The sequence below is a fragment of the Pseudomonas sp. MUP55 genome, from assembly GCF_034043515.1.
Classification (GTDB): Bacteria; Pseudomonadota; Gammaproteobacteria; order Pseudomonadales; family Pseudomonadaceae; genus Aquipseudomonas.
The window spans coordinates 4,393,311-4,410,589 of the sequence record NZ_CP138214.1 but is presented as its reverse complement, the minus strand read 5'-3'; the positions used below and the strand labels follow the sequence as shown (position 1 = coordinate 4,410,589).

Genomic DNA, 17,279 nt, shown 5'->3' with positions numbered 1-17,279 from the left:
TCCATGTTCAAGAAGACACTCGGTGCTGTGGCGCTGGCAATGGCGTTCAGCGGGTTCGTATCGGCTGAAGAAGTGAAGATCGGCTTTCTGGTCAAACAGGCCGAAGAACCCTGGTTTCAAACCGAATGGGCTTTTGCCGAAAAAGCCGGCAAGGAGCACGGTTTTACCGTGATCAAGATCGCCGTGCCGGACGGTGAGAAGACCCTCTCGGCCATTGACAGCCTGGCCGCCAATGGCGCCAAGGGCTTTGTGATCTGCCCGCCGGACGTATCGCTGGGCCCGGCGATTGTCGCCAAGGCCAAGGTCAACGGCTTGAAAGTCATCGCTGTGGACGACCGCTTCGTCGATGCCAAGGGCAACTTCATGGAGGACGTGCCGTACCTGGGCATGGCCGCCTTCGAAGTGGGCCAGAAGCAGGGCGCCGCGATGGCCGCCGAAGCGAAAAAACGCGGCTGGGACTGGAAGGACACTTATGCGGTGATCAACACCTTCAATGAACTGGACACCGGCAAGAAACGCACCGACGGCTCGATCAAATCCCTGGAAGAAGCCGGCATCCCCAAAGACCACATCCTCACCGCCGCGCTAAAAACCCTCGACGTTCCGGGCAGCATGGACGCCACCAACTCGGCCCTGGTCAAACTGCCCAGTGGCGCGAAAAACCTGATCATCGGCGGCATGAACGACAACACCGTGCTGGGCGGCGTACGCGCGACCGAAAGCGCCGGTTTCGCGGCGGCCAACGTGATCGGCATCGGCATCAATGGCACCGACGCCATCGGCGAATTGAAGAAAGCCAACAGCGGTTTCTTCGGCTCGATGCTGCCTAGCCCGCACATCGAGGGCTACAACACCGCGCTGATGATGTACGAGTGGGTGACCAAGGGCACCGAACCGCCCAAGTACACCGCCATGGACGAAGTGACCTTGATCACCCGCGACAATTTCCAGGCTGAACTGACCAAGATCGGGCTGTGGAAATGACCGCTGCAGCCCTTCGTTTTGACGCAATCGGCAAAACCTTCCCTGGGGTCAAGGCGCTGGATGGCATCAGCTTCACCGCCCACCCAGGGCAGGTGCATGCGCTGATGGGCGAGAACGGTGCGGGTAAATCGACGCTGCTGAAAATCCTCGGCGGCGCCTATATTCCCAGCACCGGCTCGGTGCAGATCGGCGAGCAGGTCATGGCCTTCAAATGCGCCGCCGACAGCATTGCCAGCGGCGTTGCGGTGATTCACCAGGAGCTGCACCTGGTGCCGGAAATGACCGTTGCCGAGAACCTGTTCCTGGGGCATATGCCGTCGCGCTTTGGCGTGGTCAACCGCGGCCTGCTGCGCCAGCAAGCGCTGGCGTGCCTCAAGGGCCTGGCCGATGAAATCGACCCTGAAGAGAAGCTTGGTCGCCTGTCCCTGGGCCAGCGCCAATTGGTGGAAATCGCCAAGGCGCTGTCCCGTGGCGCCCATGTGATCGCCTTCGACGAGCCGACCAGCAGCTTGTCGGCCCGCGAGATCGACCGTTTGATGGCGATCATCACGCGCCTGCGCGACGAGGGCAAAGTGGTGCTCTACGTGTCGCACCGCATGGAGGAGGTGTTCCGCATCTGCAATGCGGTCACGGTATTCAAGGATGGGCGCTTCGTGCGTACCTTCGATGACATGAGCGCGCTGAGCCACGACCAGTTGGTGACCTGCATGGTCGGTCGCGATATTCAGGACATCTATGACTATCGCCCGCGTGAGCACGGCGAAGTCGCGTTGAAGGTCGACGGCCTGCTGGGAACCGGCCTGCGCGAACCGATCAGCTTCCAGGTGCGCAAAGGCGAAATTCTCGGCCTGTTCGGGCTGGTGGGGGCAGGGCGCACGGAGCTGCTGCGCCTGCTAAGCGGCCTGGAACGCAACACGGCGGGGCACCTGGAACTCTGTGGAGCACCGCTGGCCCTGCGCTCACCACGCGATGCCATCGCCGGTGGCGTGCTGCTGTGCCCCGAGGACCGCAAGAAGGAGGGCATCCTCCCGCTTGCCAGCGTCGCCGAGAACATCAACATCAGTGCCCGTGGCGCCCACGCGGCATTTGGCTGGTTGCTGCGCGATCACTGGGAGAAGGGCAACGCCGACACTCAGATCAAGGCGCTTCGCGTGAAGACGCCGAATGCCCAGCAGAAAATCATGTACCTGTCCGGCGGCAACCAGCAGAAAGCCATCCTCGGCCGCTGGCTGTCGATGCCGATGAAGGTGCTGCTGCTGGACGAGCCCACGCGGGGTATCGACATCGGCGCCAAGTCGGAGATCTATCAGATCATTCACAACCTCGCAGCGCAGGGTATTGCCGTGATTGTGGTGTCCAGCGACTTGATGGAGGTGATGGGCATCTCCGACCGCATTCTGGTGATGAGCGAAGGCGCTCTCACCGGCGAGCTACCCCGCGAACAGGCGGACGAAGCACGGCTGTTGCAACTGGCACTCCCGCGTACGCGGGCTTGAAGCATTCGAGGGCACGGGTATGTCTGAAGTAAAAACTGCAAAAGGCTTCTGGCCAGGTTTCAACCAACGCAAATTCCTGGATGACTGGGTGATGCTCCTCGCGGCGTTGGGCATCTTTGTGCTCAGCGCGCTGTTTATCGACAACTTTCTGTCGCCGCTGAACATGCGCGGGCTGGGCCTGGCGATTTCCACCGTGGGTATCGCTGCGTGCACCATGCTGTTCTGCCTGGCGTCGGGGCATTTCGACTTGTCGGTGGGTTCGGTGATCGCCTGCGCGGGTGTGGTGGCGGGGATCGTGATCCGCGACACCGACAGCGTTGTGCTCGGTGTGTCGGCGGCCTTGGCCATGGGCCTGCTGGTGGGGCTGATCAACGGTATCGTGATTGCCAAGCTGCGCATTAACGCGTTGATCACTACCCTGGCGACCATGCAGATCGTGCGCGGCCTGGCTTACATCTTCTCCAATGGCAAGGCGGTGGGGGTGATGGACGAAGGCTTCTTCGTGTTCGGCAACGGCCAACTGATGGGCGTGCCGGTGCCGATCATCATTACCGTGTTGTGCTTTGTGTTCTTTGGCTGGCTGCTCAACTACACCACCTATGGGCGCAACACCATGGCGATTGGCGGCAACCAGGAAGCGGCGCTGCTGGCCGGGGTGAACGTTGATCGCACCAAGATCATCATTTTTGCCGTGCATGGTCTGGTTGGCGCACTGGCGGGGGTAATCCTCGCCTCGCGCATGACCTCGGGCCAGCCGATGATCGGCCAGGGTTTCGAACTGACAGTGATCTCGGCGTGCGTGCTGGGCGGTGTGTCGTTGAGCGGCGGTATCGGCATGATCCGCCATGTGATTGCCGGGGTGCTGATCCTGGCGATCATCGAGAACGCGATGAACCTGAAAAACATCGACACGTTCTATCAGTACGTGATCCGCGGTTCGATCCTGTTGCTGGCCGTCATCATCGATCGCATGAAGCAACGCTGACTCATGCCATATGAGGACTAAATGTGGGAGGGGGCTTGCCCCCGATGGCGGTCTATCAGTAGGCAGATGTGCAAGCTGACCCACCGCTATCGGGGGCAAGCCCCCTCCCACAGTGGATCTCCTGTGTTCAGGAGGGCGGTATTTGCCATAATGCCCCCGCTTTTTTATCTATAGGCCCGATATGCTGGAAAACCCCCACATCCCCGTCAAAGACGCCGCCCCTACCGGCACCCAGACCCTGCTGCGCGGCCTGGGCGTGGTGCAAGCGGTTGCGGCGGGCGCGCGGGACCTCAAGGAAATCGCCCGGCGCATCGGCACCACCCGCAGCACCACGCACCGCCTGGCCAGTTGCCTGGTGGAGGAGCGTTACCTGCGCGTGGTGCCGCAAGTCGGTTATCTGCTGGGGCCGAAGTTGATCGAGCTGGGCTTTCAGGCGCGTGAAGAGTTGCCATTGGTCAACCTGGCGGTGCCCTATCTGGATGAGCTGTCGGCGCTGACCGGCGACACCATTCACCTGGCGATTCGCGAATACGACGAGGTGCTCTACCTGCACAAGAACCCTGGCCGCAACGGACCGGAAATGCGCTCGCGCGTGGGCCATCGCATGCCGCTGGCGCGCACCGGCATCGGCAAGGCGTTGATGCTCGATGATGGCGTTCAGGAGTGGCAGCGCCTGTACGAAGTCAGCCTGCCGGCGGGGGGCAAGAACCTGCAGTGGCCGCAGCACCCTGAGCAGTCCTGGGCGCAGTTCGAGCAGCGCATGCATGAATACGTGGTGGGCGGGTATGCGTTCGACCTGGAAGACAACGAACCGTCGATCCGTTGCGTCGCGGCACCGGTGCGCGATGCCAGCCGGCGAATTGTCGCCGGCATCAGCATCGCCAGTACCGTGCCCTACATGCCGCTGGAGAAGATGGCCGAGCTGATCCCTGTGATCAAACAGGTCGCGGCTCGGCTCTCGGCGGAACTGGGCGCGAAGGCCTGATCAGGCCTTCAGGGTCGCCATGTCGATGACGAAGCGGTACTTCACATCACCGGCGATCATCCGTGTGTAAGCCTCGTTGATCTGGCGGATGTCGAGCATCTCGATGTCGCAGGTGATCCCATGCTCGGCACAGAAATCCAGGACTTCCTGGGTTTCGGCAATGCCGCCGATCAGCGAGCCGGCCAGCACTTTACGGCCCAGCACCAGTTTGGCGGCGTTGACGGGCGGGTCCACCGGTTCGATCAGGCCGACCAGAATATGCACGCCGTCAAAGCGCAGCACATCCAGGTAGGGGTTCAGGTCGTGCTGCACCGGGATGGTATCGAGCAGGAAGTCGAAGTGCCCGGCGGCGGCTTTCATCTGCTCGGCATCGGTGGACACGATCACGTGGTCGGCGCCCTGGCGACGGCCTTCTTCGGCCTTGCTCGCCGAACGCGTGAACAGCGTCACTTCGGCGCCCATGGCCTTGGCGAACTTGATGCCCATATGGCCCAGGCCGCCCATGCCGAGGATCCCGACCTTGTCGCCGGCCTTCACGCCGTAGTGCTTGAGCGGCGAGTAGGTGGTGATGCCCGCGCACAGAATCGGCGCAGCGCTGGCCAGGTCGAGCTTGGCCGGGATCTTCACCACAAAGTGCTCGCTGACCACGATGCTGTCGGAGTAACCGCCCATGGTGTTGCTGCCGTCCACCCGGTCCGGGGTGGCGTAGGTCATGGTCGGGCCTTCGAGGCAGTATTGCTCCAGGTTCGCCTGGCAGGCTGTGCAGTGGCGGCACGAGTCGACCATGCAGCCCACGCCAACCAGATCACCCACCTTATGGGCGGTGACGCTGGCACCGACGGCGGTGACTTTACCGACGATCTCATGGCCAGGCATCAGCGGGTAAACGGCGATGCCCCATTCGTTGCGCGCCTGGTGGATATCGGAGTGGCACACGCCGCAGTAGAGAATGTCGATTGCCACGTCATCGGCGCGCGGGCTGCGGCGTTCGAACGACATGGGGGCGAGGGGAGTGGTGGCCGACTGGGCGGCGTAACCGATGGCGGTGTACATAAAGAAACCTCGCAAAAGCAGTGACAAGTGAGGCGGGCCATTCTGCGTGCCACGCCCGGATGCGGCCATGGTGATTGCTCCGAGTCTCATGCCTAAAACTCCGGGGGAGCAGCTAAAAGCCGCAAGCGACACGCTGCAAGTTATAAACTGTATGCGCTTGCAGCTTGCAGCCTAAAGCTCGCTGACGCCCAAATCCAAGCCCTCCCGAGAACTGCTTTTATGCTCCTGACCCGCCATGTCGACGCCAACGCCACGCTGGTTTCCTTGATCGAGGGGCTCGCCTCCCGTGACGGTTTTTCCCCGACTCACCTTCCTGGCGTGCAGGTGCTGCGTGCCAGTTGCGATGTGGCGCGCGGGCCACAGATCTACGAGCCGAGCCTGATGTTCGTGGCCCAGGGCAGCAAGGTCGCTTACCTGGGCCCGCGTACCCTGGAATATGGCGCCGGGCATTACCTGGTCCAGGCGATGCCCGTGCCTTTCGAATGCGAGACCTTCGCCATGGCGCCCGGTGCGCCGTTGCTGGGCGTGACCGTGGGCATTGATCGGGTGGTGCTGGGTGAGTTGGTCATGGCCATGGGCATGCAAGCCGGGCCGCCGCCGGCAGCGCAGACCCTGGAATCGATGAGTTCAGTGGTGCTCGATGACGCCATGCGCGGGTGCGTCGAACGGCTGTTGCAGTGCCTGCACGATCCGCTGGAAAGCCGGATCATGGGCCCGGCGCGGGTACGCGAATTATTGTTCACCGCACTGCGCGGGCCACAGGCCGATGTATTGCGCGCATTGGTGGAACAGCAGGGGCAGTTTTCGCGGATTGCCACCTCGTTGAACCACCTGCATGCCCATTTCGCCGAACCGCTGAACATCGAGACGCTGGCCGGGTTTGCGCATATGAGCGCGTCGACCTTTCACGAACACTTCAAGCGCTGCACCCTGTTGTCGCCGGTGCAGTACCTCAAGCGCTTGCGGTTGCTCAAGGCGCAGCAGCTATTGCTGGTAGATGGCATGGGCGTGGCGCAGGCGGCGCATAGTGTGGGGTATCAGAGCACCTCGCAGTTCAGTCGCGAGTACAAACGCTACTTCCTGCGCAACCCCGGCGAAGAGCGCGCTGCTTAGTCAATTCAGGCAAAACACAATCCAAATGTGGGAGGGGGCTTGCCCCCGATGGCGGTGTATCAGTCAGCCCATCTGTGGCTGACCCACCGCTATCGGGGGCAAGCCCCCTCCCACATTTTTAATTGATGTCGGCCATGAAAAAGGCCCCCATCCGGGGGCCTCGCTTGGCTTACATATTCGGGTAAGTCGGCCCACCCGCGCCTTCCGGCGTCACCCAGGTGATGTTCTGCGAAGGGTCCTTGATGTCACAGGTCTTGCAGTGCACGCAGTTCTGGGCGTTGATCTGGAAGCGTTTCTCGCCGTCTTCCTGGGTCACCACTTCATACACCCCAGCCGGGCAGTAGCGCTGCGCCGGTTCATCGTAGAGCGGCAGGTTGGTGCCGATCGGGATGCTCGGGTCCTTGAGTTTGAGGTGGCACGGTTGCTCTTCTTCGTGGTTGGTACCGGAGATGAACACCGAGCTCAGCTTGTCGAAGCTCAGCTTGCCGTCGGGTTTGGGGTAGTTGATCTTCTTGCTGTCCTTGGCCAGCTTCAGGCAGGCGTAATCCGGCGTGGTATCGCGCAGGGTGAACGGGATCTTGCCGCCGAAAATGTTCTGATCCAGCCAGTTGAAGCCGCCGCCGATGATGGCGCCGTATTTGTGCACCGCCGCGCCGAAATTGCGGCTGGCGAACAGTTCTTCATACAGCCAGCTCGATTTGAAGCTGTCGACGTAGGCGGTCAGTTCATCACCGCCTTCGGATTCGGCAAACAGGCGGTCGGCCACGGCGTCGGCGGCGAGCATGCCGGATTTCATCGCGGTGTGGCTGCCTTTGATCTTGGAGAAGTTCAGGGTGCCGAGGTCGCAACCGATCAGCGCGCCGCCCTTGAAGACCATCTTGGGCAGGGAGTTCAGACCGCCCTTGGCGATGGCGCGGGCGCCGTAGCTGACGCGCTTGCCGCCTTCCAGGTACTGGGCCAGCACCGGGTGATGCTTGAGGCGCTGGAACTCATCGAAGGGCGACAGGAACGGGTTGCTGTAGGAAAGATCGACGATCAGACCGACCACCACCTGGTTGTTTTCCAGGTGATACAGGAACGAGCCGCCGGTGTTCTCGTGGCCCATGATATCCAGCGGCCAACCGGCGGTGTGCACCACCAGGCCCGGCTGATGTTTGGCCGGATCGATTTCCCAGATTTCCTTGAGACCGATGCCGTAGTGCTGGGCGTCGGCGTCGCTGGCCAGGTTGAAACGCTCGATCAACTGCTTGCCGATGTGGCCGCGGCAGCCCTCGGCGAACAGCGTGTACTTGCCGCGCAGCTCCATGCCGGGGGTGTAGACGCCTTCTTTGGGCTTGCCTTCACGGTCGACGCCGAGGTCACCGGTGATGATCCCGCGCACCACACCGTTCTCGTCGAACAGCGCTTCCTGAGCGGCGAAGCCTGGGTAGACTTCCACGCCCAGGTTCTCGGCCTGCTGGGCGAGCCAGCGGCACAGATTGCCCAGGGAGATGATGTAGTTGCCTTCGTTGTGCATGGTCTTGGGCACAAAGAAGTCGGGAACCTTGGTGGAGGTCTCGCCGCTGCGCAATACATAGATGTCGTCACGCACCACCGGGGTGTTGAGCGGGGCGCCGAGTGCTTTCCAGTCCGGGAACAGTTCGTCCAGGGCGCGTGGTTCGAAGACGGCGCCGGAGAGGATGTGTGCGCCGACTTCGGAGCCTTTCTCGACCACGCAGACGCTGATTTCCTTACCGGCTTCGGCGGCCTTCTGCTTCAGGCGGCAGGCGGCGGACAGGCCCGCCGGGCCGGCGCCGACGATGACCACGTCGAATTCCATGTATTCGCGTTCCACAGGCTATCTCCTACTCAAGGCTCAACAGGCTTTTTTTTCTAATGGGTGGAGGTTCGGTGACGTCTTGCGGCAACGGCAGGACCCACCTTTCTCTCTAGGTGGCGCATTATATCTACACCACTGTCAGCGTCCAATACAAACGTTTGTTTGAATTGCCCGCAGGCTAGGTAAATCAAAGCAACGCGGCTTATGACTGACCATTTTGCCGTATTGACCAGAATAGGCGTTCCGGTCAATATACGGTCGGTTTTGCGCTAACCGTAGGCAGACTGCAGGTTTCAAGAGCACGTCCAAAAGCAAGACAGGTGACGCGCGCCTCGTGAGGGTGCGCAGTTTACACGCTGCGATAAAGAATGACTTCTCAGTCACCCCTGACGAACGGTCATTACTTCCCGTGAGCAAGGTCATCCGCCGACGTTTTTGGAGGTGCCCTTGTGTGCCGATGAGCATCAACCGCCAGGTTCGCCTAGGCGACTTTCTTTTCACCGGAGAGTAACGAGGAATCCATGAAGGTTCTTGTAGCTGTCAAACGCGTTGTCGATTACAACGTGAAAGTTCGCGTCAAGGCGGACAATTCCGGCGTCGACCTTGCTAACGTCAAGATGTCGATGAACCCATTCTGTGAAATCGCCGTGGAAGAAGCCGTACGCCTGAAAGAGAAAGGCGTGGCGACCGAGATCGTCGTGGTTTCCATCGGCCCGACCACTGCCCAGGAGCAACTGCGTACCGCCCTGGCACTGGGCGCCGACCGTGCCATCCTGGTCGAGTCCGCTGAAGAGCTGACCTCCCTGGCCGTGGCCAAACTGCTCAAGGCCGTTGTCGACAAGGAACAGCCTCAGCTGGTGATCCTTGGCAAACAGGCCATCGACAGCGACAACAACCAGACCGGCCAGATGCTGGCTGCACTGACCGGTTACGGCCAGGGTACCTTCGCTTCCAAAGTGGAAGTGAGCGGCGACAAGGTGGCAGTGACCCGTGAAATCGACGGCGGCGCGCAGACAGTGTCCCTGAGCCTGCCGGCCATCGTCACCACCGACCTGCGTTTGAACGAGCCGCGCTACGCGTCCCTGCCAAACATCATGAAAGCCAAGAAGAAGCCTCTTGAAGTGCTGACTCCGGACGCTTTGGGCGTTTCCACCGCCTCCACCAACAAGACCGTGAAAGTCGAAGCGCCGGCTGCACGCAGCGCGGGCATCAAGGTCAAGTCTGTTGCTGAGTTGGTCGAGAAACTGAAAAACGAAGCGAAGGTGATCTGACCATGACTATCCTCGTAATCGCCGAACACGATAACAAGGTGCTGGCTCCGGCCACCCTGAACACCGTTGCGGCTGCTGCCAAGATTGGTGGTGATATTCACGTACTGGTAGCCGGCCAAGGCGCGGGTCCAGTCGCTGAGGCAGCCGCGAAAATCGCCGGCGTGAGCAAAGTACTGAACGCTGACAACGCCGCTTACGCGCATCAGTTGCCGGAAAACGTCGCGCCGCTGGTTGCCGAGCTCGGCAAGGGCTACAGCCACATCCTGGCGGCTGCTACCTCCAACGGCAAAAACATCCTGCCACGCGTTGCCGCGCAGCTGGACGTTGACCAGATCTCCGAGATCATCTCGGTTGAAAGCTCCGATACCTTCAAGCGCCCGATCTACGCCGGTAACGCCATTGCCACCGTACAGTCCAACGCTGCGGTCAAGGTTATCACCGTGCGTGCCACCGGTTTCGACCCGGTTGCCGCTGAAGGTGGTTCGGCTGCTGTAGAAGCGGTTGCTGCGCCCCACGACGCTGGCACTTCCAGCTTTGTCGGCGAAGAGCTGGCCAAGTCGGATCGCCCTGAGCTGACCGCTGCCAAGATCGTCGTTTCCGGCGGACGCGGCATGCAGAACGGTGACAACTTCAAGCACCTGTACGCTCTGGCCGACAAGCTGGGCGCAGCGGTCGGCGCCTCGCGCGCTGCCGTCGACGCAGGTTTCGTACCCAACGACATGCAGGTCGGCCAGACCGGCAAGATCGTTGCGCCACAGCTGTACATCGCGGTCGGTATCTCCGGCGCGATCCAGCACTTGGCCGGTATGAAGGACTCCAAGGTGATCGTTGCGATCAACAAGGACGAAGAAGCACCGATCTTCCAGGTGGCTGACTACGGCCTGGTCGCGGACTTGTTCGAAGCTGTTCCTGAGTTGGAGAAGCTGGTCTAATCCAGTCGCTTCACTTATAAAGAGCCCGGTCTGATGACCGGGCTTTTTTTTTGACCTGCTGGAGCACCTCGCCATGCAACTGCGTCCCTTGATCCTGCTGCTGGGCCTTGCGCTGCTGCCGACGCTGTCGCTGGCGGCCGGCAAATGCGAACGCCTGGTGATCACCGGCAGCCCGGATGCACCGCCGTTGCTGTGGCGCGACCCGCAGGACCCGACCCACCTGATCGGCGCCACCGCCGATGTGCTGCAACAGGTAGCTGCGGACCTGGGGCTGAAAATCGACCTGCTCTACGGTGGCAAACGCTCCCTGGCCCTGGATGAAGTGCGCAGCGGACGCATGGACATACTGGCTGATGCGCCGTTGAATCTCGGCGAGCTGGACACCCTTGACTACATTCATCCGGCATTGGTGCAGATCGATTACCTGGTCTGGACGCGCAAGGACTCGCCCCTGGTCTACGCCACCCCTGACGACCTGCACGGCCACAAGGGTGCGGTGTCGGAGCGCGCCCGTTTGAGCGCCGAGTTCGAAACCTTTGCCAGCCAGCAACTGACCCTGCAGCGTCTGCCCAACCTGACGCCGGCGTTCCAGAAGCTGTTGCTGGGGGAGGTGGACTATGTGCTCGCCAGCCGCTACTCCGGGATGGCCATGGCCCAGACCCTGGGCATGGACCACGACCTGGTTGCGCGCGAAGTACCGATCGACCAGCCAGGCTTGTACCTGGCGATTTCCCACAATTCGGCCTGCAACGATCCGTGGCTGCGCGGACAGCTGGCAAAAAAGATGACAGAATTGCCGGCGTCCGGTGTGACGCAAGCCGCGTTGCAGCGCAATCTGGAACGTTGGAAAGCGCAATTGCTACAGCCCGTCGGCACCCCAACAAAGTAGGGATTTTCAGTGACTCTTCGACCTCTTTTCGCGGCCCTTGCCGTTGTCGCTCTGGCGGGATGCGCCACCGATCCTGCGCCGACCGAACAAATGCGCCTGACCCAGCAAGCCCTGGAGCAAGCCAACGCGGTCGGCGCCAATACCGATGAATCGACCGAGCTGAAACAGGCCGAAGACAAATTCGCCAGAGCCAAGGCCAACATGGCCGACCAGTCCTACAAACACGCGCGTATGCGGGCCGAACAGGCCGAATTGGATGCGCGTCTGGCCGAGGCCAAAGTGCTGACCTGCAAGAGCCAGGAACAATTGAACGTGGTCAATACCCGCATCGCCCGTCTGCGCAAGCAGTTGCAGCTGGGAGAAGCCCAATGAGCCCGTTGATGCGTGGTTTGAGCGGCGTGTTAGTGCTCAGCGCTGCGGCGTTGGGCGGTTGTGCCAGCCAGCCCAATAGCGAGCAGGCGTTGCAACAGGCCGGCAATGACTTCCAGCTGGTCAAGGAAGACGCCAATGTACTGCGCTTCGCGCCCAAGGACGTGATCCGTGCCGGTGAGTCGCTCGCGCGTGCCGATCGACTGTCCAGCTACTGGGGCAGCGGCGCTGACGTGGTGCATTACGCCTACTTGAGCCAGCGTTACAGCGCCATCGCCCGCGAACACACCGAACAAGGGCTTAACGCCGAGCGCCTGGCCAAACTCGAGCTGGAGCGTCAGCGCCTGCAACTGGCGTTGCGTGAGAGCAAGCTGGCCAGCGTGCAGCAGCAGGGCAAGTGGGTGGAGCAGCAAATCGCCAGCCTGACCACCCAGACCGACCGTGGCCTGGTGATGACCCTGGGTGACGTTTTGTTCGATACCGGCGAAGCAGAGCTGCAGAACTCGGCCAATCGCACCGTGTTGAAAATTGTGCAGTTCCTGCAACTGAACCCCAAGCGCAAGGTGCGCATCGAGGGCTACACCGACAACACCGGGGGCGAACGCGATAACCTGAACCTGTCCCATGACCGTGCTCAATCGGTGGCCGATTTGCTGGTTGACCTGGGCATCGATGAAAAACGCATCGAGGTCGAGGGGTATGGCGACAAATACCCGGTGGAGGCCAATGCGTCCGAGCGTGGCCGCGCGCAGAACCGTCGTGTGGAAATCGTCTTCTCCGACGAAAAAGGCCAGCTCGGCGCTGCTCGCTAAAGCCTTACGCTGTTCAAGAGTGTGGGAGGGGGCTTGCCCCCGATGGCGGTGTATCAGTTAAAGATGTTCCAACTGAACTACCGCCATCGGGGGCGAGCCCCCTCCCACATTTTTTCGTGCCCTGCATCTGAAAGTTCTGTTCACGGCCCGCACAGTTTTTTCTGTCACTCCCGCCCGCGCTCGACTATTGTGGCAACTGTCCCAGTACACTTCTAAACTGTGCCGGTATGTATGTTTCACACAACAATAAAATACCCGTGAAATCGAGTGCTGCGTCATGACCAATCTGTTGCTCTACCAACGTATTGCCCAGCAACTGGCTGAGGACATCCGGCGTGGTGTTTATCAGCCGGGGGAGCGCGTGCCTTCGGTGCGCAAGATGAGTTCCCAGCTCAATGTGAGCCATGCCACGGTGCTGCAGGCCTATGCCAACCTGGAAGACCAGGGGCTGATCCGGGCACGACCGCAATCGGGCTACTACGTGCACCAGACCCCAGCACTCACGGCGCCAACGCCGGACATCGCGCGGGTGGAACGTCCAGGGTTGGTCACCCGCAGCAGCATCATCCAGCAAGTGCTGGTCGAGTCGCGCCGTGAAGGCGTATTCCCCCTCGGCGCAGCGGTGCCAAGTGTGGATTACCTGCCGGTACGCGCATTGCACCAGCAACTGGCCAAGGTCACGCGCTTCCAGAGCCCGCGCGCGTTCAGCTACATGTTCAGCCCAGGTTTCGAACCGTTGCGCCGCCAGGTGGCGATTCGCATGCGCGATGCCGGTGTGGTGGTCGACCCGTCCGAAGTGGTGATTACCCACGGCTGCGTCGATGCGCTGCAGATGTCTCTGCGCGTGCTGACGCGCCCCGGCGACCTGATCGCCGCGGAGTCACCGACCTATTACGGCTTGCTGCAACTGGCTGACCTGCTGGGCCTCAAGGTGATCGAGATCCCCAGTGACCCGGCCACCGGCATGAGCCTGGAGGCCCTGCAACTGGCCGCCAATCAGTGGTCGATCAAGGCGCTGGTGCTGACCACGCGCCTGAGCAACCCCTTGGGCGGCACCATGCCCGAAGAGCGGCAGAAACAATTGCTGCGCCTGGCCTCGGATTTCGATATCCAGATCGTCGAGGATGATATCTACGGCGAGTTGATGTTCGAACTGGGTCGCACCAAGGCCCTGAAAGCCTATGATCGTCTGGACCGGGTCATCTATTGCTCGAGTTTTTCCAAGACCCTGTCCCCCGGCGTGCGCATCGGCTGGATGATCGCTGGCAAGTACCAGCAGGAAATCCAGCGTCTGCAGATGTTCAGCACTCATTCGGCGTGCAGCGTCACACAGATGGGCGTTGCGGCTTACCTGGAGAACGGCGGTTACGACCGGCACCTGCGTTACATTCGCCAGGAATACCGCAAGAACCTCAGTGCCTTCCAACTGGCGGTGCAGCAGTATTTCCCCGAAGGCACGCAGATGACCCGTCCGACCGGCGGCTTTATTTTGTGGGTCAGTTTGCCCGGGCGAGTCAATACCCAGGAACTGCATGTGCGTGCCCTGCAGCAGGGCATCAGTATCGCGCCGGGGCTGATTTTCAGTAACACCGAACAGTTCAACCACTGTATCCGACTCAATTGCGGCACCCCGTGGAACCGCGAGGCAGAGCGGGCGCTGATGACCCTGGGCATGCTTGCCAGCCAGTTATGCCAGGAGACGGCGTCGGGCTTTTGAAAATGGCAAAGGGGGACAAGATTGATCTCTGTGCTTGTCATGCCACGCACAACAGGCGAGCATGTGGCCTTCTGCCGTTAATGCTGTTGGCGATATGACCTCTATTTTTCGCGCTGTCTGGATGGTTGGCTTGTTAAGTCTATGCAACGTTGGCACTGCGCTGGCGGCGTCGCCTGTGACAGAAGCCAAGCCTGCTGCGAGCGCCGAAGAGAAGGCTGCTGCGAAAAAAACCACACCGGCAAAGAAAACGCCGCAGGCGAGCAAAAAAGCCGCCAAGGTGAAAAAGCGCGCACCGATTGCGAGCAAATCCAAGTCGGCCCGCGAAGTCGCCAAGACTCAACTGCCACCTGCACAGTTGGATCTGTCTCTGCCCTCGGATATGGTCAAGCTGCTGCAGCCGATCGGCACCATGCCTAAACCCAAGAGCGTGCCATTATTGCCGCCGCTGTTTGGTGACAAACCTTCCGACAACAGCGCATTCCAGATCAACGGCCGCTTGCTCAGCAATGAGATGAAGCTGCAGTTGCGCAACGAAGAACGGCGTGATGTGGAAGGTGCCGCGCTCGATTTTGAATTCAAGCAATAAACTTTCGCTCGTCAGTGACTAGCGTCACCGACCATCTGTCGCAGACTGGTCGGTCACTTCCGTTTTGAGCGAAAAACCTCTGTTGGACCATTTTAAAACGGCTGTTTAAGGGCGTACCCTAGCCCGGCCATCCCATTGAGTCGTCGAGGAATCTGCTGGTCATGAAATGCCGTGAAGGCTGTGGCGCTTGCTGCATCGCCCCCTCCATCAGTTCGCCGTTGCCGGGAATGCCCCACGGCAAACCTGCGGGCGAACGCTGCCTGCACTTGTCGGTCGAACTTTTGTGCCAGCTGTTCGGCCAAGCTGAGCGGCCTGCGGTGTGCAGTGATTTCAAGGCCGATATCGACGTCTGCGGCAACGACCAGGCCGATGCGATCCGCTTGATAGGCTGGTGGGAGCAGATGACGGCGGCTTGATGGGCTTTACTATCGGAACTTCAACAACAAGGAATACAACGATGGGTTCGCTGAAACGAATGGCTGTGGTATGCGGTTTCACGATGGTGTTTGCGAGCGCTGCACAGGCTGAGGAGTGGCAAGACGCCAAGAACGAGGACGGCATCAAGGTTTCCCTGAGTGAAGTGGCCGGCTCCAAGTACAAGGCGTATCGCGGTGTCACCGTGATCAAGGCGCCGGTGGCGAAAGTCCAGGCCCTGCAGGAAGATGTAGCCGGTGCCTGCTCATGGATCCATGAATGCAAATCCCAGAAGCTCGTCGACAAGAAAGGCGATGAGGCCTGGACCTACACCCAGTTCAAGGCGCCGTTCCCTGTGACGGACCGCGATTCGTATATCCATGTCACCACCACCAAAGCGGCTGACGGTACCGTTACCCGCAAGCTGGAAGGCGTACCGAACTACAAGCCTGAAGAGAAAGGCTATGTCCGCGTCGCCCAGGTGGAAGGTTTCTGGAAGCTGGTGCCCAAAGGTGCCAACGAGACCGAAGTGACCTATCAGGTGCACACTGAGCCAGGCGGCAGCGTGCCGTCGTGGCTGGCCAACAAGTTCGTGGTGGACGCACCGTTCAACACCTTGAAAGCCCTGAAGGAACACGCCGAAAAATAAGCGCGTCTGATCCTGTGCCTCCTGCCTTGAGTGGAACGTTTGGCGAACCCTCAAGGTCCGATAGATGTGAGCCCACACGCGGGCTTTATCGAGGAGGCATTGATGCAAAAGTGGCAAATTACTTTCGTTGATGATCACGGCGTGCAGTCCGTGGAGCAGTTCAGCTGCGAACATAAGCCCAGCCTCGAAGACGCTGCGCACATGATTCGCAACAAGCTGGTGCCCGTCGCCGCCGAACTCGACCTCAACGACCTCGAAGGCCGCAAGCCCGAGCCCACGGTCAAGATTCTCAAAGACCAGAACAGTATTCAAATCCTCGACATCTCGTCTGCCGTCTGAACATTTCCCAAAGGCCATTCAAGCGCCTCTGGTAGAGGTGATAGCTTCGCGCTACTCTGCAATCGAGATCAGCGAATGAATCGCTAAGGTCTGGTCTTGTCAGCTACATGCTTGTTTTCCTGCGGTGCTGTTATTGCCGTGGTACCCGCGCCAGCAGCGCGCGGGCTTCAGGAAGCACGGAAAGTCTATCCATCAGTCTGAGGAGGACGTTTCATGAGCACAGCCTATCAAGAAGACATCAGCACCAACGTTCTGCGCCGCATGAAAGAAGGCGGCTTCGACTTTTCACGTTTTCACCCCATCGAGTTCTACGCCATTTTTCCCGATGAAGAACGGGCGCGCAGGGCTGCGGGTCGATTTCGTGGCGAATCCCTGAACGCCCAGGTCAGCGCACGCGACGACGGTGCCTGGTACCTGGAACTGAGCAAAATCATGTCCGCAACCTACGACGGTATAGGAGACTTCGAGCAGGACTTTGAGGCAGTGGTAGAGCCGTTGGGCGGGATTATCGAAGGCTGGGGCGTCAAGCAGGAGGTGCGTGGGTTACCCATGTAGTGATTATGCGCAACACAGCGTATCGGCTGGCCTCAGGGCCGGCCGATTTTGTTTGGGCTACCCAAAAGTTTTCGGAACTTGCATTGCGCTTTTTTGCACCAAAAAAAAAGCCACCCCAATAGGGTGGCTGAAAGGGAAGACCTAGGAGTCGGTCAGTTCACGAGCTCACACATTACGGGCTGGGCAAAGGGTTTCGCTGTAGGACATGTCCTGTGCAGCCGATGAACGCGATTATCGGCAGATGCAGGCGCGCAGTGAAATCGACTCTGACTATGCCCTCGATAGTCGCACGCCGCATTGCAATGAAGCGT

Annotated in this window: 18 protein-coding genes; 16 read left to right on the top strand and 2 right to left on the bottom strand. The window is 60.4% G+C overall.

Going from position 1 to position 17,279, the window contains the following annotated elements; translation table 11 throughout:
- Positions 1–3 precede the first annotated feature (3 nt).
- The 4 genes from SC318_RS19790 (at position 4) to SC318_RS19775 (ending at position 4,450) form a co-directional block, all read left to right on the top strand.
- Complete coding sequence (locus SC318_RS19790; RefSeq protein WP_320428151.1) at positions 4–984, top strand: substrate-binding domain-containing protein; 981 nt, start codon at positions 4–6, stop codon at positions 982–984.
- A complete protein-coding gene (gene araG / locus SC318_RS19785) occupies positions 981–2,480 on the top strand; it encodes an L-arabinose ABC transporter ATP-binding protein AraG (protein ID WP_320428150.1) in 1,500 nt (499 codons plus the stop codon). Before SC318_RS19790 ends, araG begins: the two co-directional genes overlap by 4 nt.
- A 19-nt stretch (positions 2,481–2,499) precedes the next feature.
- The gene (gene araH, locus SC318_RS19780; protein WP_306494241.1) at positions 2,500–3,465 is read left to right on the top strand and encodes an L-arabinose ABC transporter permease AraH; all 966 of its coding nucleotides are present in this window, start codon (positions 2,500–2,502) and stop codon (positions 3,463–3,465) included.
- 181 nt (positions 3,466–3,646) lie between these two features.
- Positions 3,647–4,450 carry an IclR family transcriptional regulator gene (locus tag SC318_RS19775; protein ID WP_320428149.1) on the top strand — a complete coding sequence of 268 codons (804 nt, stop codon included), beginning with the start codon at positions 3,647–3,649 and terminating at the stop codon, positions 4,448–4,450.
- Here SC318_RS19775 and SC318_RS19770 read toward each other — a convergent pair whose 3' ends face one another.
- A complete protein-coding gene (locus SC318_RS19770; RefSeq protein WP_320431266.1) occupies positions 4,451–5,503 on the bottom strand; it encodes an NAD(P)-dependent alcohol dehydrogenase in 1,053 nt (350 codons plus the stop codon).
- Positions 5,504–5,722: 219 nt separating this feature from the next.
- Between SC318_RS19770 and SC318_RS19765 the strand changes: the two genes are divergently transcribed.
- On the top strand, positions 5,723–6,616 hold the full coding sequence (locus tag SC318_RS19765; RefSeq protein ID WP_320428148.1) for an AraC family transcriptional regulator: 894 nt from the start codon (positions 5,723–5,725) through the stop codon (positions 6,614–6,616).
- 169 nt (positions 6,617–6,785) lie between these two features.
- On the opposite strand, the gene SC318_RS19760 is transcribed toward SC318_RS19765, so the two are convergent.
- Positions 6,786–8,450 (bottom strand): electron transfer flavoprotein-ubiquinone oxidoreductase, encoded by a 1,665-nt coding sequence (locus SC318_RS19760; RefSeq protein ID WP_320428147.1) that lies wholly within the window; start codon positions 8,448–8,450, stop codon positions 6,786–6,788.
- 506 nt (positions 8,451–8,956) lie between these two features.
- On the opposite strand from SC318_RS19760, the gene SC318_RS19755 reads away from it, so the two are divergent.
- The 11 genes from SC318_RS19755 (at position 8,957) to SC318_RS19705 (ending at position 16,968) form a co-directional block, all read left to right on the top strand.
- The gene (locus SC318_RS19755) at positions 8,957–9,706 is read left to right on the top strand and encodes an electron transfer flavoprotein subunit beta/FixA family protein (protein ID WP_124387784.1); all 750 of its coding nucleotides are present in this window, start codon (positions 8,957–8,959) and stop codon (positions 9,704–9,706) included.
- A 2-nt stretch (positions 9,707–9,708) separates the two neighbouring features.
- Positions 9,709–10,638 carry an electron transfer flavoprotein subunit alpha/FixB family protein gene (locus SC318_RS19750; protein WP_320428146.1) on the top strand — a complete coding sequence of 310 codons (930 nt, stop codon included), beginning with the start codon at positions 9,709–9,711 and terminating at the stop codon, positions 10,636–10,638.
- 73 nt (positions 10,639–10,711) lie between these two features.
- Positions 10,712–11,527: a substrate-binding periplasmic protein gene (locus SC318_RS19745; protein WP_320428145.1), complete on the top strand. Its 816-nt coding sequence runs from the start codon at positions 10,712–10,714 to the stop codon at positions 11,525–11,527.
- Positions 11,528–11,536: 9 nt separating this feature from the next.
- Positions 11,537–11,899, top strand: coding sequence for a DUF4398 domain-containing protein (locus SC318_RS19740; protein ID WP_320428144.1), 363 nt, complete (start codon positions 11,537–11,539; stop codon positions 11,897–11,899).
- Positions 11,896–12,708, top strand: a complete 813-nt coding sequence (locus SC318_RS19735; RefSeq protein ID WP_320428143.1) for an OmpA family protein — start codon at positions 11,896–11,898, stop codon at positions 12,706–12,708. The genes SC318_RS19740 and SC318_RS19735 overlap by 4 nt, the downstream gene beginning before the upstream one ends.
- 277 nt (positions 12,709–12,985) lie before the next feature.
- On the top strand, positions 12,986–14,425 hold the full coding sequence (locus SC318_RS19730; protein ID WP_181284589.1) for an aminotransferase-like domain-containing protein: 1,440 nt from the start codon (positions 12,986–12,988) through the stop codon (positions 14,423–14,425).
- Between the two features lie 94 nt (positions 14,426–14,519).
- Entirely contained in the window at positions 14,520–15,011 is a 492-nt protein-coding gene (locus tag SC318_RS19725; protein WP_320431265.1) for a translation initiation factor 2, read from the top strand.
- A gap of 161 nt (positions 15,012–15,172) precedes the next feature.
- The gene (locus SC318_RS19720) at positions 15,173–15,427 is read left to right on the top strand and encodes a YkgJ family cysteine cluster protein (protein ID WP_306494233.1); all 255 of its coding nucleotides are present in this window, start codon (positions 15,173–15,175) and stop codon (positions 15,425–15,427) included.
- Between the two features lie 41 nt (positions 15,428–15,468).
- Positions 15,469–16,074, top strand: a complete 606-nt coding sequence (locus SC318_RS19715) for an START domain-containing protein (RefSeq protein WP_320428142.1) — start codon at positions 15,469–15,471, stop codon at positions 16,072–16,074.
- Between the two features lie 102 nt (positions 16,075–16,176).
- Complete coding sequence (locus SC318_RS19710; protein WP_306494231.1) at positions 16,177–16,413, top strand: hypothetical protein; 237 nt, start codon at positions 16,177–16,179, stop codon at positions 16,411–16,413.
- 213 nt (positions 16,414–16,626) lie between these two features.
- Positions 16,627–16,968, top strand: a complete 342-nt coding sequence (locus SC318_RS19705; RefSeq protein WP_057721151.1) for a ribonuclease E inhibitor RraB — start codon at positions 16,627–16,629, stop codon at positions 16,966–16,968.
- The last annotated feature ends 311 nt before the right edge of the window (positions 16,969–17,279 follow it).

Excerpts from the sequence above, each read along its gene's own strand:
- SC318_RS19730 (WP_181284589.1), top strand. The coding sequence starts at position 12,986 with ATGACCAATCTGTTGCTCTACCAACGTATTGCCCAGCAACTGGCTGAG.
- SC318_RS19770 (WP_320431266.1), bottom strand. The coding sequence starts at position 5,503 with ATGTACACCGCCATCGGTTACGCCGCCCAGTCGGCCACCACTCCCCTC.
- SC318_RS19705 (WP_057721151.1), top strand. The coding sequence starts at position 16,627 with ATGAGCACAGCCTATCAAGAAGACATCAGCACCAACGTTCTGCGCCGC.
- araH (WP_306494241.1), top strand. The coding sequence starts at position 2,500 with ATGTCTGAAGTAAAAACTGCAAAAGGCTTCTGGCCAGGTTTCAACCAA.
- SC318_RS19745 (WP_320428145.1), top strand. The coding sequence starts at position 10,712 with ATGCAACTGCGTCCCTTGATCCTGCTGCTGGGCCTTGCGCTGCTGCCG.
- SC318_RS19725 (WP_320431265.1), top strand. The coding sequence starts at position 14,520 with ATGACCTCTATTTTTCGCGCTGTCTGGATGGTTGGCTTGTTAAGTCTA.
- SC318_RS19720 (WP_306494233.1), top strand. The coding sequence starts at position 15,173 with ATGAAATGCCGTGAAGGCTGTGGCGCTTGCTGCATCGCCCCCTCCATC.
- SC318_RS19790 (WP_320428151.1), top strand. The coding sequence starts at position 4 with ATGTTCAAGAAGACACTCGGTGCTGTGGCGCTGGCAATGGCGTTCAGC.
- SC318_RS19710 (WP_306494231.1), top strand. The coding sequence starts at position 16,177 with ATGCAAAAGTGGCAAATTACTTTCGTTGATGATCACGGCGTGCAGTCC.
- SC318_RS19775 (WP_320428149.1), top strand. The coding sequence starts at position 3,647 with ATGCTGGAAAACCCCCACATCCCCGTCAAAGACGCCGCCCCTACCGGC.
- SC318_RS19765 (WP_320428148.1), top strand. The coding sequence starts at position 5,723 with ATGCTCCTGACCCGCCATGTCGACGCCAACGCCACGCTGGTTTCCTTG.
- SC318_RS19755 (WP_124387784.1), top strand. The coding sequence starts at position 8,957 with ATGAAGGTTCTTGTAGCTGTCAAACGCGTTGTCGATTACAACGTGAAA.
- SC318_RS19750 (WP_320428146.1), top strand. The coding sequence starts at position 9,709 with ATGACTATCCTCGTAATCGCCGAACACGATAACAAGGTGCTGGCTCCG.
- SC318_RS19715 (WP_320428142.1), top strand. The coding sequence starts at position 15,469 with ATGGGTTCGCTGAAACGAATGGCTGTGGTATGCGGTTTCACGATGGTG.
- araG (WP_320428150.1), top strand. The coding sequence starts at position 981 with ATGACCGCTGCAGCCCTTCGTTTTGACGCAATCGGCAAAACCTTCCCT.
- SC318_RS19735 (WP_320428143.1), top strand. The coding sequence starts at position 11,896 with ATGAGCCCGTTGATGCGTGGTTTGAGCGGCGTGTTAGTGCTCAGCGCT.